This window comes from Streptomyces sp. NPDC024632, assembly GCF_055559175.1.
Genome location: NZ_JBVHLD010000015.1, coordinates 32,031 through 45,820, shown reverse-complemented (window position 1 = coordinate 45,820; position 13,790 = coordinate 32,031). Strand labels below are relative to the sequence as shown.

At 73.1% G+C, this 13,790-nt stretch carries 12 protein-coding genes; all 12 read left to right on the top strand.

The window, feature by feature from the left end; all coding sequences use genetic code 11:
* Window positions 1-68: 68 nt before the first annotated feature.
* The 12 genes from mltG (at window position 69) to fusA (ending at window position 13,501) form a co-directional block, all read left to right on the top strand.
* Window positions 69-2,000, top strand: coding sequence for an endolytic transglycosylase MltG (gene mltG / locus ACZ37P_RS27775; RefSeq protein ID WP_401855105.1), 1,932 nt, complete (start codon window positions 69-71; stop codon window positions 1,998-2,000).
* Window positions 2,001-2,018: 18 nt separating this feature from the next.
* Entirely contained in the window at window positions 2,019-2,867 is an 849-nt protein-coding gene (locus tag ACZ37P_RS27770; protein ID WP_467349129.1) for a shikimate dehydrogenase, read from the top strand.
* A 136-nt stretch (window positions 2,868-3,003) separates the two neighbouring features.
* Window positions 3,004-4,188: a chorismate synthase gene (aroC, locus tag ACZ37P_RS27765; protein WP_355348737.1), complete on the top strand. Its 1,185-nt coding sequence runs from the start codon at window positions 3,004-3,006 to the stop codon at window positions 4,186-4,188.
* Entirely contained in the window at window positions 4,185-4,700 is a 516-nt protein-coding gene (locus ACZ37P_RS27760) for a shikimate kinase (protein WP_355348740.1), read from the top strand. The genes aroC and ACZ37P_RS27760 overlap by 4 nt, the downstream gene beginning before the upstream one ends.
* The gene (gene aroB / locus ACZ37P_RS27755; protein ID WP_355348743.1) at window positions 4,697-5,803 is read left to right on the top strand and encodes a 3-dehydroquinate synthase; all 1,107 of its coding nucleotides are present in this window, start codon (window positions 4,697-4,699) and stop codon (window positions 5,801-5,803) included. The genes ACZ37P_RS27760 and aroB overlap by 4 nt, the downstream gene beginning before the upstream one ends.
* Entirely contained in the window at window positions 5,800-6,240 is a 441-nt protein-coding gene (aroQ, locus tag ACZ37P_RS27750; RefSeq protein ID WP_355348746.1) for a type II 3-dehydroquinate dehydratase, read from the top strand. The genes aroB and aroQ overlap by 4 nt, the downstream gene beginning before the upstream one ends.
* A 129-nt stretch (window positions 6,241-6,369) precedes the next feature.
* Complete coding sequence (locus ACZ37P_RS27745) at window positions 6,370-7,074, top strand: P-loop nucleotide/nucleoside kinase family protein (protein ID WP_188285186.1); 705 nt, start codon at window positions 6,370-6,372, stop codon at window positions 7,072-7,074.
* Between the two features lie 162 nt (window positions 7,075-7,236).
* Complete coding sequence (locus ACZ37P_RS27740) at window positions 7,237-8,340, top strand: M24 family metallopeptidase (protein ID WP_355348750.1); 1,104 nt, start codon at window positions 7,237-7,239, stop codon at window positions 8,338-8,340.
* A 55-nt stretch (window positions 8,341-8,395) separates the two neighbouring features.
* On the top strand, window positions 8,396-8,962 hold the full coding sequence (efp, locus tag ACZ37P_RS27735) for an elongation factor P (protein ID WP_188285184.1): 567 nt from the start codon (window positions 8,396-8,398) through the stop codon (window positions 8,960-8,962).
* A 2-nt stretch (window positions 8,963-8,964) separates the two neighbouring features.
* Complete coding sequence (gene nusB, locus ACZ37P_RS27730) at window positions 8,965-9,390, top strand: transcription antitermination factor NusB (protein ID WP_188285183.1); 426 nt, start codon at window positions 8,965-8,967, stop codon at window positions 9,388-9,390.
* A gap of 108 nt (window positions 9,391-9,498) precedes the next feature.
* Window positions 9,499-10,962, top strand: a complete 1,464-nt coding sequence (locus tag ACZ37P_RS27725) for a pyridoxal phosphate-dependent decarboxylase family protein (RefSeq protein ID WP_467349125.1) — start codon at window positions 9,499-9,501, stop codon at window positions 10,960-10,962.
* 478 nt (window positions 10,963-11,440) lie between these two features.
* The gene (gene fusA, locus ACZ37P_RS27720; RefSeq protein ID WP_467349123.1) at window positions 11,441-13,501 is read left to right on the top strand and encodes an elongation factor G; all 2,061 of its coding nucleotides are present in this window, start codon (window positions 11,441-11,443) and stop codon (window positions 13,499-13,501) included.
* The last annotated feature ends 289 nt before the right edge of the window (window positions 13,502-13,790 follow it).

Here is a 13,790-nt window from a genome sequence, read left to right as displayed (position 1 = left end):
CGCCCCTCGGGCGCCGCCCGTTTCACAGGGTCGGCAAGCCGGTTGCAGACCGCGTACCAAGGGGACCGATGACTGACTATGGCCGGGGCGCCGGCTCCGAACCGTGGCATCCCGAGGACCCGCTCTTCGGTGACGGCTACGACCAGGCGCAGCAGCCCTACCCGCCGCAGCAGCAGGTGCAGTACCCGCAGGCGGAGTACGACCCCTACGCCACCGGTCAGCACCAGCAGCAGTACCCGCAGCAGCAGGGCGGCCAGCAGTACCCCCAGACCCCGCAGCAGTACGAGCAGCAGGGGTACCCGCAGCAGCAGCCGCAGCACCCGCAGGGGCAGTACCAGCCTCAGCAGCACCCCCAGCAGCACCCTCAACAGCAGCAGTACCCGCAGGCGCAGTACGACGGCTACGACACCGGCTCCCACTCGGTCGGCGGATACGGCCACCAGGACCCGTATGGCGGGCACCAGCCGCAGGATCCGTACGCGGGCGGCCCGCAGCCCGACTTCTACGGGCAGAACGGCTACCCGCCGCCGCAGCAGCCCCAGTACCGGCAGCAGCCGCAGGCGCCGTTCCAGGGCCAGGGGCCCGGGCAGGGGCCGGGCGGTCCGGGACAGGGCGGTCTGAGTCAGGGCGCTCCGGGGCAGGGTCAGCCGCAGGCGCCGCTGCACGGCCAGGGCCAGCCACAGGGCCAGGGCCCGGCGCAGGGCACGCAAGGCGTCCAGGGGGCGCAGGACGGTCACCCGCAGGAGCCGGGCGCGCGCCCGCTGCGGACGGCTCCGGGCAACACCGGCGACTGGGACGCGGGGGAGGACGACGACCCGCGCGAGCACGCCTTCTTCTCCGGCCGCGACGACGACGATGACGACGCCCCCGCGACCACCACCACGAGCGGCGGCGGCAGGCGCGCGGGCAAGTCGGCCCCCGCCAAGGGCGGCAAGAAGCGCCGCAGCGGCTGCGCGTGCCTGGTCGTCCTGGTCGTCCTGGGCGGCGGCCTCGGCGGCGTCGGCTACTTCGGCTACAACTTCTACCAGGACCGCTTCGGCCCGGCCCCCGACTACTCGGGCAACGGCGCGGGCGAGGTCCAGGTCGAGATCCCCAAGGGCTCGACGATCACCACCATGGGCAACATCCTCAAGTCCGACGGTGTGGTCAAGAGCGTCGACGCCTTCACCGCCGCGGCCCGCAAGAACCCCAAGGGCCAGTTCATCCAGGCGGGCGTCTACGTCCTCAACAAGCAGATGTCGGCGGCCTCGGCCGTCACGATGATGCTCGACCCCAAGTCCCAGAACGCGATGATCATCGCCGAGGGCATGCGCGACGCGCAGATCTACGACGCCATCGATAAGCGTCTCGGCCTCTCCGCGGGCAGCACGAAGAAGGTCGCGCACGACCAGGCCAAGAACCTCGGACTGCCGGACTGGGCGGACACCAGCTCCAAGGTGAAGGACCCGCTGGAAGGTTTCCTCTTCCCGTCCCGCTACGGCGTCGCCAAGGGCATGAAGCCCGAAGCGCTGCTGCGCGAGATGGTCGGCGAGGCGAAGAAGCAGTACGCCCAGTTCGACATGGTCGCCGAGGCGAAGAAGCAGAATCTCAGCTCGCCGCTGCAACTGCTCACCGTCGCCAGCCTGGTGCAGGCCGAGGGCAAGACCGACGACGACTTCCGCAAGATGGCCAAGGTCGTCTACAACCGGATGGTCCCCACCAACAAGGAGACCTTCGGACTGCTCCAGTTCGACTCGACGTACAACTACATCAAGAACACCAGCGCCACGAACATCAGCCTCGCCAAGATCAAGTCCCTGGACGACCCGTACAACACGTACAAGTACAAGGGCCTGCCGCCGGGGCCGATCGGCAACCCGGGCGTCGACGCGCTGAAGGCGGCGATGAACCCCGACAGCGGGAACTGGTACTACTTCATCTCGCTGGACGGCAAGACGACCAAGTTCACCTCGACACACGCCGAGTTCCAGAAGCTCTACGACCAGTACAACAGCCAGTAGGACCGGGGCACTTCTTCCGTGGACACGACCGGACACCCGGGCACCCGCCGTGCGGCGGTGCTCGGGTCACCCATCGCGCACTCGCTCTCCCCGGTGCTGCACCGGGCCGCGTTCGAGGCGATGGGCCTCGCCGACGAGTGGCGCTACGACCGCTTCGAGGTCGACGAGGCCGCGCTGCCCGGCTTCATCGGTGGCCTCGACCCCGCCGTCTGGCGCGGTCTGTCGCTGACGATGCCGCTCAAGCGGGCCGTGATCCCGCTGCTGGACGAGATCACCGAGACGGCCGCGTCCGTGGAGGCCGTCAACACGGTCGTGCTCGGCCCCGACGGCCGCCGCAGGGGCGACAACACCGATATCCCCGGCATGCTCGCCGCCCTGCGGGAGCGCGGCATCACCTCCGTGCCCTCCGCGGCGGTCCTCGGCGCCGGGGCCACCGCCTCCTCCGCGCTGGCCGCGCTCGCGCGGCTCGGCACGGCCGAGGTCACCGCGTACGTGCGCGGCCCGGCGCGCGCCGCCGAGATGCGGCAGTGGGGCGACCGCCTCGGTGTCGCCGTGCGCGTCGCCGACTGGGCCGACGCCGCCAAGGCCCTCGACGAGCCGCTGGTCATCGCCACCACCCCGGCCGGCGCCGCCGACCACCTCGCCGCCGCCGTCCCGCCCGCCCCCGGCGCCCTCTTCGACGTCCTCTACGACCCCTGGCCCACCCCGCTGGCCGCCGCCTGGTCCCGCCGCGACGCCCCGGTCGTCGGCGGCCTCGACCTCCTGGTCCACCAGGCCGTCCTCCAGATCGAGCAGTACACCGGCCACGCCCCCGCCCCCCTCGCGGCCATGCGCGCGGCGGGCGAGGCCGCGCTGCCGCGGGGGTGACGGTTCCGGCCGGTCGCTGTCCGCACGGTGGACCGTGTCGGGGCACGGCACGTCGGCGTGGGAGGATCGGGGGACAGGACGGCACGCCGTTGCTCGGGGGCGGCCGGACCGGGACGCGCACATCGAGGGAGCACCGTTGAGCAGGTTGCGCTGGCTGACCGCGGGGGAGTCGCACGGACCCGCACTCGTCGCGACGTTGGAGGGGCTGCCGTCCGGGGTGCCGGTCACCACGGAGTTGGTGGCGGACGCGCTGGCGCGGCGGCGGCTGGGATACGGGCGCGGGGCGCGGATGAAGTTCGAGCGCGACGAGGTGACCTTCCTGGGCGGCGTACGGCACGGCCTCACCATGGGCAGCCCGGTGGCCGTGATGGTGGGCAACACCGAGTGGCCCAAGTGGGAACAGGTCATGTCGGCCGACCCGGTGGACCCGGAGATCCTGGCGGGCCTGGCGCGCAACGCGCCGCTGACCCGGCCGCGACCCGGCCACGCGGACCTGGCGGGGATGCAGAAGTACGACCTGGACGAGGCACGGCCGGTGCTGGAGCGGGCCAGCGCGCGGGAGACCGCGGCGCGGGTGGCGCTGGGCGCGGTCGCGCGGTCGTACCTGAAGGAGACCGCGGGCATCGAGATCGTCTCGCACGTGGTGGAACTGGCCGGGGCGAAGGCGCCCTACGGCGTGGTGCCGGTGCCCGGCGACGAGGAGCGGCTGGACGCGGACCCGGTGCGCTGCCTGGACGCGGACGCGAGCAAGGCGATGGTCGCGGAGATCGACCAGGCCCACAAGGACGGCGACACGCTCGGCGGCGTCGTGGAAGTGCTGGCGTACGGAGTGCCGGTCGGCCTCGGCTCGCACGTGCACTGGGACCGCAGGCTCGACGCACGGCTGGCCGCCGCGCTGATGGGCATCCAGGCGATCAAGGGCGTCGAGGTCGGCGACGGCTTCGACCTGGCCCGGGTGCCCGGCTCCAAGGCGCACGACGAGATCGTGCCGGGCCCCGACGGCGTCCGGCGCGCCTCCGGCAGGTCCGGCGGCACCGAGGGCGGCATGAGCACCGGAGAGGTGCTGCGGGTTCGCGCCGCGATGAAGCCGATCGCCACCGTGCCCCGCGCGCTCGCCACCATCGACGTCACCACCGGCGAGGTCGCCCAGGCCCACCACCAGCGCTCCGACGTGTGCGCGGTGCCCGCGGCGGGCATCGTCGCCGAGGCGATGGTCGCCCTGGTGCTGGCCGACGCGGTCGCTGAGAAGTTCGGCGGCGACTCGGTCGTACAGACCCGGCGCAGCGTCCGCGGCTTCCTCGACAACCTGGCGATCAAGTGACCGGCCCGGCGATCGTCCTCGTCGGCCCGCCCGGAGCGGGCAAGACCACCGTCGGCCGCGCGCTCGCCGACCGGCTGGGCACCACGTACCGCGACACCGACGCCGATGTGGAGGCCGTCGCGGGCAAGCCGATCCCCGAGATCTTCATCGACGACGGCGAGCCGCGCTTCCGCGAGCTGGAACGCGCCGCGGTCCGCACCGCCGTCGCCGAGCACGAGGGAGTGCTGTCGCTGGGCGGCGGCGCCGTCATGGACGGCCCCACCCGCGACCTGCTGGCCGGTCTGCCGGTGGTCTTCCTCGACGTCGGCCTGCACCAGGCCGTCCGCCGCGTCGGCCTGGACGCGCCGCGCCCGCTGCTCGCGGTCAACCCGCGCCAGCAGTGGCGCGAGCTAATGGACGTACGCCGCCCGCTGTACACGGAGATCGCCCGCGCCGTGGTCAGCACCGACGACCGCACCCCCGAGGACGTGGCCGAGGCCGTCCTCGACGCACTCCAACTGAAGGACGCATGAGCGAGAACGACGCGGTGGCGCCCCCCACCCGTATCCAGGTCGGTGCCACGGCGGGCACCGAGGCGTACGAGGTGCTGGTCGGTCACCAGCTCCTCGGCGAACTGCCGGGACTGATCGGGCCCAAGGCGCGCCGGGTGGCCGTCCTGCACCCCGAGGCGCTGGCCGGGACCGGCGAGGCGATCCGCGAGGACCTCGCGGAGCAGGGCTTCGAGGCCATCGCCATCCAGCTCCCGAACGCCGAGGAGGCCAAGACCGCCGAGGTCGCCGCCTACTGCTGGAAGGCGCTCGGCCAGACCGGCTTCACCCGCACCGACGTGATCGTCGGCGTCGGCGGCGGCGCCACCACCGACCTGGCCGGTTTCGTGGCCGCGACCTGGCTGCGCGGAGTGCGCTGGATCGCCGTGCCCACCACCGTGCTCGGCATGGTCGACGCGGCCGTCGGCGGCAAGACCGGCATCAACACCGCGGAGGGCAAGAATCTTGTCGGCGCCTTCCACCCGCCCGCCGGAGTCCTCTGCGACCTCGCCGCGCTCGCCTCGCTGCCGGTCAACGACTACGTCAGCGGCCTCGCCGAGATCATCAAGGCCGGGTTCATCGCCGACCCCGGCATCCTCGACCTGATCGAGTCCGACCCGGCCGCCGCCCGCGGCCCGGAGGGCCCGCACACCGGCGAGCTGATCGAACGCGCCATCCGGGTCAAGGCCGAGGTCGTCTCCGCGGATCTCAAGGAGTCCGGCCTCCGCGAGATCCTCAACTACGGCCACACGCTGGCGCACGCGATCGAGAAGAACGAGCGCTACAACTGGCGGCACGGCGCCGCCGTCTCCGTCGGCATGGTCTTCGCCGCCGAACTCGGCCGCCTGGCCGGGCGGTTGGACGACGCGACCGCCGACCGGCACCGCGCCGTACTGGAGTCCGTCGGACTGCCGCTGACCTACCGCGGCGACCAGTGGCCGAAGCTGGTGGAGACCATGAAGGTCGACAAGAAGTCCCGCGGCGACATGCTGCGCTTCATCGTCCTCGACGGACTCGCCAAGCCGACCGTGCTGGAGGGCCCCGACCCGGCCGTCCTGCTCGCCGCCTACGGGGAGGTCTCCGCGTGACCACCCGCGTCCTGGTGCTCAACGGCCCCAACCTCGGGCGCCTCGGCTCCCGCGAGCCCGACGTCTACGGCGCGACCTCGTACGCCGGTCTGGTCGAGGAGTGCACCAAGCTCGGCGCCGAGCTGGGCTTCGACGTCGAGGTCCGCGAGACCAACGACGAGGCGGAGCTGATCGGCTGGCTGCACGAGGCGGCCGACGGCCGGATTCCCGTCGTCCTCAACCCCGGCGCCTTCACGCACTACTCCTACGCGATGCGCGACGCCGCCGCGCAGCGGACCGCGCCGCTGATCGAGGTGCACATCTCCAACCCGTACGCGCGCGAGGCGTTCCGGCACAACTCCGTCGTGGCCGCCGTCGCCTCCGGTACGGTCGCCGGATTCGGCATCGGCTCGTACCGGCTGGCGCTGCGCGCCCTCGCGGAGGACGGCGGCTCCTAGCGGGGCACCCTGGAGGAGCGCGGCTCGTTCACACAACGGCCGTCAGGGGCTGTACCGTTCCGTGTCGAACGGGTTCGTTACCGGCCGGTTCAAGAAGCTGGTCCTCCGTACGGGATGGAGTGGGGCGAGATGCAGCACGCTGTGGGGGCGCCGCAGCCCGGTGGCCCCACCCCGCCCCAGGGGACGGGCGTCAGTACGGGGCACTTCCCGTTGTCGTCGCCCGCGCCCGTGCAGGTCCCGGCGCCGCACGGCAACGGCTCGCTGTCCGGCGCCTCGCACGGCCCGATAGCCGTGCTGCTGATCGGCGCGGCGGGGGCGGGCAAGACGACGATCGCGCGGCACTGGGCCGACCACCGCGGCGCGCCGACCGCGCACATCAGCCTGGACGACGTACGCGAATGGGTGCGGGCCGGTTTCGCCGACCCGCAGGCGGGGTGGAACGAGCACTCCGAGGCGCAGTACCGGCTGGCCCGCCGCACCTGCGGCTTCGCCGCCCGTAATTTCCTGGCCAACGGCGTCTCCTGCATCATCGACGACGCCGTCTTCCCCGACCGCCCCGCCGTCGGCCTCGGCGGCTGGAAGCGGCACGTCGGGCCCGGCCTGCTCCCCGTCGTCCTGCTCCCGGGACTGGACGTCGTCCTGACCCGCAACGCGGAGCGCACCGGCAACCGCCGCCTGTCGGACGAGGAAGTCGCCCGGATCCATGGCCGTATGGCGGGCTGGTACGGCTCGGGCCTGCCCATCATCGACAACTCCCAGCTCGACGTGGTCTCCGCCGCCGCCGCCCTCGACCGCGTCGTGGCCCGCAGCGCCCAGGGCCCGCCCATCTGGTAGCCCGCCCGCACGATCCGGCGGCGGCGGGCGAGCGGCCCGCGTACGGGCTCACGCGGCAGGCGAGCCTTCGGCGGTACGGGCGCGGGCGGCGGCCGGCGGCCCGGCGCCACGGGTGGACGCGCTCAGGAAGCCGGGCCGCCGACGCGCCCATACGCTCGCCACATGTCCGAGGTGCACGCAGCACGCAGAGCACGGCTGCGCGACCGGTGCGCGGCGAACGGCGCGTCCGCCGCGCTGGTGACCCGTCCCGCGAACATCCGCTACCTGACCGGCTGCGCGCCGCAAGGCGCGGCGCTGCTGATCGGCCCGGACGACGACGCGCTGGTGCACCTCACACCGCCGCAGGACGACCGCGACGAACCGCTGCCCGGCGACCTGCGCGCGGTGGTGCTGGCGACGCCGGACGGCGACGCGGCGGTGGCCGCCGCCGACCTGGCCCGCGAGCACCGCGCCGACTCCCTCGCCGTCGAGGAGCACCACCTGACGGTGACCCGGCACCGCGCGATCAGCTCGGTCGTCGGCGCGCTCCCGCTGTCCGACCTCGGCGGCGCCGTCGAACAGCTCCGGCTGGTCAAGGACGAGCACGAGATCGCCAACCTCAGGATCGCCGCGGAGATCGCCGACCAGGCCCTCGGCGAGCTGCTGGAGTCGATCCTGGTCGGCCGCACCGAACGGCACCTCGCCCTGGAGCTGGAGCGCCGCCTGGTCGACCACGGCGCCGAGGGCCCCGCCTTCCGCACCTCCGTCGGCACCGGGCCGAACTCCGGCGCGCCCCGGCACGTGCCGACCGACCGCCGCGTCGAGGAGGGCGACTTCCTGACCGTCCGGCTCGGCGCCCGCTACCGCGGCTACCGCTGCGAAGTCGGCCGTACGTTCGTCATCGGCACCGCTCCCGCAGCCTGGCAGATCGACCTCTACGAGCTGGTGTTCGCCGCCCAGCGGGCCGGCCGCGAGGCGCTCGCACCCGGTGTGGCCTGCCGAGACGTCGACCACGCGACCCGGAGCCCGCTCACCGCCGCCGGCCACGCGGAGGGTCTGGCACAGTGGTCGGGACACGGCGTGGGTCTGGAAATCGACGAGGACCCTCGGCTGTCACCTGCGGCCATGGGTAAACTGGACGCTTGCGTGCCGGTCACCGTCGAACCGGGGGTCCACCTTCCGGGCCGCGGCGGTGTCCGCATCGACGACACACTCGTCGTACGTCCACTGGCGGACGGCGGGCCCGAGCTACTCACCATCACGACCAAGGAACTGCTCGCCCTGTGACGGGCGCGTGCCCTCCTCGGTCCCCGAAGCAGCACTTTCAGGAGATTCCGCAACCGTGGCCACCACGAACGACCTCAAGAACGGCCTCGTGCTCAAGCTCGACAGCGGCCAGCTCTGGACCGTAGTCGAGTTCCAGCACGTCAAGCCCGGCAAGGGCCCCGCCTTCGTGCGCACCAAGCTGAAGCACGTGCTCTCCGGGAAGGTCGTCGACAAGACCTTCAACGCGGGCGTGAAGGTCGAGACCGCCAACGTCGACAAGCGCGGCATGCAGTTCTCCTACAAGGACGGCACCGACTTCGTCTTCATGGACACCGAGACCTACGACCAGATCATCATCGCGCCCGAGACGGTCGGCGACGCCGCCAACTACCTCCTCGAGGGCTTCGAGGCGGTCGTGGCGATGTACGAGGGCTCCGCGCTCTACGTCGAGCTGCCCGCCTCCGTCGAGCTGGTCATCGAGTACACCGAGCCCGGCGTCCAGGGCGACCGCTCCACCGGCGGCTCCAAGCCCGCCCGCCTGGAGACCGGTTACGAGATCGGCGTCCCGCTCTTCATCACCACGGGTGAGAAGGTCAAGGTCGACACCCGTACGGGCGACTACCTCGGCCGGGTGAACAGCTAACCGTGGCTGCCCGGAACAAGGCCCGCAAGCGGGCCTTCCAGATCCTCTTCGAGGCGGAACAGCGGGGCGTCGACCCCAAGACCGCCATGGCGGACTGGATCCGGCTCGCCAGGACCGACGACCGGCAGCCGCCGGTCACCGAGTACACGATGCGGCTCGTCGAGGGCTGTGAGGCGCACGCCGAGCGGATCGACGAACTGCTGTCCAGCTACTCCGTCGGCTGGTCGCTCGACCGGATGCCGGTCGTGGACCGCAATGTGCTGAGGCTCGGCACGTACGAGCTGCTCTGGGAGGACGACGTCCCGGACGCGGTCGTGCTGGACGAGGCGGTGCAGCTCGCCAAGGAGTTCTCCACCGACGAGTCACCGGCCTTCGTCAACGGGCTGCTGGCCCGGCTGATGGAACTGAAGCCGACGCTCAAGCGGTAGGAACCGCGCCCGAGCGCCCGGCCCGTCCTTCCGGGCCCGAAGCAGAAGTTGAACAATATTCTGCTTCGGGCCTGGTGTGTGTCCTGGCGCTGGCCTAGATTCCCGCGCATGGACGAAACGGACGACCGGACCGACGACGCGATCCTGAAGCACCTCGCCGGACTGCGCGCCGCCGACCTGCCCGTGCACGGCGGACGGACGATGGCGTACGTCTACGACGCGGGACTCGACGGGCTCGACGATCTGGCGGCGAGCGCCCAGGCCGCCTTCGCGGGCGTCAACGGCCTCGACATGACCGCCTTCCCCAGCGTGGTCGCGCTGGAGAACGACGTCGTGGGGCGGGCGGCGGCCGTGCTCGGCGGCGGCCCGCGGACGGCGGGCACCTTCACCAGCGGCGGCACCGAGAGCTGCCTGCTGGCCGTTCTCACCGCCCGCGAGCACGCCCGCAGGACGCGCGGCGTCACCGCGCCCGAGATCGTGCTCCCCGTCACCGCGCACGCCGCCTTCCACAAGGCCGCGGCGCTCTTCGGACTCACCGTCGTGAGCGTCCCGGTGGACCCGGAGACCTTCCGGGTGCGGGCCGAGGACATGACAGCCGCCATCGGCCCCCGTACCGCCCTCGTCGTCGTCTCCGCGCCCTCCTACGCGCACGGCGTGCTCGACCCTGTCGCCGAGGTGGCGCGGGCGGCGGCGGAACGCGGCACGCTGTGCCACGTGGACGCCTGCATCGGCGGCTGGTACCTGGCGCACCGGCGGCTGGCCGACGGCATCGCGCCGCCGCCCGCCTTCGACCTCGCGGTGCCCGGCGTCACCTCGCTCTCGGTCGACCTGCACAAGTACGGCTACACGCCCAAGGGCGCCTCCGTGCTGCTCTTCCGGGACGCGGAACTGCGCAGGCACGGCTGGTTCGCGCACGCCTCCTGGCCGGGCTACCCGGTCGTCAACGCGACCTTGCAGGGCACCAAGTCCGCCGGGCCGCTCGCCGCCGCCTGGGCGGTGCTGCGCAGGGTCGGCACCGACGGGTACACCGACCTGTCCCGCCGCGTGCACGCGGCGACCGTACGGCTGGTCGAGGGGATCGGCCGGATCGAGGGGCTGCGGGTGCTCGGCGCCCCCGAGGCGTCGCTGGTGGCCGTCGCCTCCGCCGACCCGGCGCTCGACCCGTTCGTGGTCGCGGACGAGATGCGGCTGCTCGGCTGGTACCTCCAGCCGCAGCCCGCCTTCGGCGGCTCACCGTCCAATGTGCACCTCACGGTCACCGCCGCCGTCGCGGACCCGGACCGGATCGACGAACTCCTCGCCCAGCTGGCCGACGCCGTGACCAGGGCCCGCGCGTACGGCCCGACCGCCGTCGACCCCGGACTCGTGGAGTTGGCCGCCGCGCTCGACCCGGACACCCTCGGCCCCGACGAGGCGGCGCTCGCCCTCCAGCTCGCCGGCGTCGGCCCCGGCGGCGCGCTGCCCGACCGCATGGCCCCCGTCCTCGCCGTCCTCCAGGCCCTGCCCCCGCGCCTCACCGAGCGCCTGCTGCCCGAGGTCGTCTCCCGGATGTACGCGAGCGCCCCGGCCTGACGCCGCCCGCCACCGACCCGGACCCGCCGCACCGGAAAAACCCGGTGCGGCGACCGGAGCCGCCTCCCTACACTCGGCACGCGTCCACGCGCCGCCACCATCGGACGGCGCGTGCCATGACGAGTGAACGGACCAATGAGGGGAGCCCGGCCGTGCGTCACCGCAGCGCAGTCGTCGTTCCCCCGACCCGGCACCGGGTGATTCTGGTGTCTCGGTCCGCCCGGTGCCCGCTGCGCGGCCGGCACCGTGGCCCCGTGACGCCCGCCTGACCCCGTCGGGCCCCCGACCGATCCGCTCGACCCCGCCTCCCCGCCGCCCTGCCTGCCAGGCCCGCCGCCGTACCCGTACGCCCGGACACCCGGGCGCGGCTCGGCGCTACGGCCGCGCGGCTTCACGGCTCTCCGGACGGGGCCACATCGGTCGTACGTCACGACAATCGCGCCGCCACCTCACCGGATCATCCGAAAGGTCACAGGCCGTGCGCAGCAACCCGAACCGTCCGTCCGTACCGGCACTCGCCGACGTCAGGAACCTGGGCATCCTCGCCCACGTGGACGCGGGCAAGACCACCGTCACCGAACGGTTCCTCTACCTCACCGGCGCCACCCACAAGCGCGGCGAGGTCCACGACGGGACGACCGTCACCGACTTCGACTCCCAGGAGCGCGACCGCGGCATCACCATCTTCGCCGCCGCGGTGAGCTGCGAGTGGGACGGGCACTGGTTCAACCTGATCGACACCCCGGGGCACGTCGACTTCGCCGACGAGGTGGAGCGCTCGCTGCGGGTGCTCGACGGCGCCATCGCCGTGTTCGACGCCGTAGCGGGCGTCGAGCCGCAGAGCGAGTCGGTGTGGCGGCAGGCGGACCGGCACGGCGTGCCGCGGATCGTCTTCGTCAACAAGCTGGACCGCGCGGGCGCCGATCTGGACCGGGCGGTCGACTCCATCCGACGGCGGCTGCACACCGTCCCGCTGGTCGTCCAGCTCCCGATCGGCCGGGAGGACGGCTTCACGGGCGTCGTCGACCTGCTGCGGATGCGCGCCCTGGTCTGGACGGACGGCGGCGGCCCGCGCGAAGGCGCGGTGCCCGACGAGCTGAAGCAGGAGGCGGACCGGCGGCGACGGCTGCTGGAGGAGACGGTGGCGGAGCTGCACCCGGCCGCGCTGGAGGAATTCTGCGCGCGCTCGGCGCTGTCGGAGCCGACCCTGACGGCGGCCCTGCGCGACCTCACCCGCGGCGGAGAGGGCGTCGTGGTCCTCTGCGGCTCGGCTTACCGCGACCGCGGCATCGAACCGCTGCTGGACGCGGTGGCGGCCTATCTGCCGTCGCCGCTGGACGTGCACCCGGTCCGGGGCACGCTCGACGGCGAAACGCGCGAACGCGCGGCCGACCCGGCGGAACCCTTCGCCGGGCTGGTGTTCAAGGTCAACTCGACCGCCACCGGGCGGCTGACCTGCCTGCGGATCTACGCGGGAACGATCAGGAAGGGAGACACGGTGCTGGACGCGGGCACCGGGCGCGGCGAGCGGATCGGCCGCATCCTGCGGCTGCACGCCGACCGGCAGACCGAGCTGGAACAGGCGGTCGCCGGGGACATCGTCGCGGTGGTCGGGCCGAAGGCCGCCCGCGCGGGCACCACGCTGTGCGCGCCGGGCGCCCCGCTGGTGCTCGAACCCCCGGTGGCGGCCGACCCGGTCGTCTCCGTCGCGGTCGAGGCCGCCCGCAACACCGACACCGAACGGCTGGTGTCGGCGCTCGCACGGCTGGTCGAGGAGGACCCGTCGCTCGCCGTCAGGACCGATCCCGAGACCGGCCAGATGGTGCTCGCGGGCATGGGCGAACTGCACCTGGAGGTCGCGGTGGAGAAGATCCGCCGCGCCCACGGCCTGGAGGTCGGCGTCGGCCGCCCGCAGGTCGCCTACCGGGAGACGGTCGTCCGCGGGGTGACGGGCCATGTCCACCGGCATGTCAAACAGGACGGCGGGGCGGGGCAGTTCGCCCATGTCGTCATCGATGTGGCGCCGCTCGGCGCCGAGGAGGGGGAGGAGGAGTTCGTGTTCACCTCGACGGTGACCGGTGGCCGGGTGCCGCGTGAGTACGTTCGCGCGGTCGAGGACGGCTGCCGTGACGCTCTCGCGCAGGGGCCGCTGGGCGGTCACCCCGTGACGGGGGTGCGCGTCACGCTGACGGACGGGGCGACCCATGCGAAGGACTCCTCGGAGCTGGCTTTCCGCACGGCGGGCCGTTTCGCTCTCCGCGAGGCGCTGCGGGCCTCCGCGATGGTGCTGCTGGAACCGGTGACCGAGGTGACGGTTACCGTGCCCGAGAGCGCCGTGGGCGCCGTCCTCGGCGACCTGGCCGCGCGCCGCGGCCGGGTGACCGCCTCCGGCGCGGTGGCCATGGGCTCCACGGTCCTCACGGCGACCGTCCCCCTGGCCGAGCTGTTCGGTTACGCCACCGGGCTGCGGAGCCGCACGCATGGCCGTGGCACCTTCAGCACCTGCCCCGCGGGCTACCTCCCGGCCCCGTCGCGGTGACCAGGACCCCGGGGGTGCCGCTTGCGGTGTCGTCCCGAGTGCGGCGCCGCGTCGGCTGAGTGCGCTGTTCCCCACGCCCCCGGGGGGTCATCCTCTGCCCGGAAGACCGGAGGGCGGACCCGTCAGAGGTGCGGGGAACCGCGCGACACGTCGCGGCGGACCGCGCCCCTCGGGGCGGGCGCCCCGGAACGCGGAGCCGGAGGGGGTGGGGGAAAGGGAGGGGGTGGCACCGGGGGGGGGGGGGGTTTTTTACTCTCTTGGGTAAGCAAGGGACCCGCCCCCTCTATTT

Excerpts from the sequence above, each read along its gene's own strand:
- mltG (WP_401855105.1), top strand. The coding sequence starts at position 69 with ATGACTGACTATGGCCGGGGCGCCGGCTCCGAACCGTGGCATCCCGAG.
- aroB (WP_355348743.1), top strand. The coding sequence starts at position 4,697 with ATGAGCGAGAACGACGCGGTGGCGCCCCCCACCCGTATCCAGGTCGGT.
- ACZ37P_RS27745 (WP_188285186.1), top strand. The coding sequence starts at position 6,370 with ATGCAGCACGCTGTGGGGGCGCCGCAGCCCGGTGGCCCCACCCCGCCC.
- ACZ37P_RS27740 (WP_355348750.1), top strand. The coding sequence starts at position 7,237 with ATGTCCGAGGTGCACGCAGCACGCAGAGCACGGCTGCGCGACCGGTGC.
- ACZ37P_RS27725 (WP_467349125.1), top strand. The coding sequence starts at position 9,499 with ATGGACGAAACGGACGACCGGACCGACGACGCGATCCTGAAGCACCTC.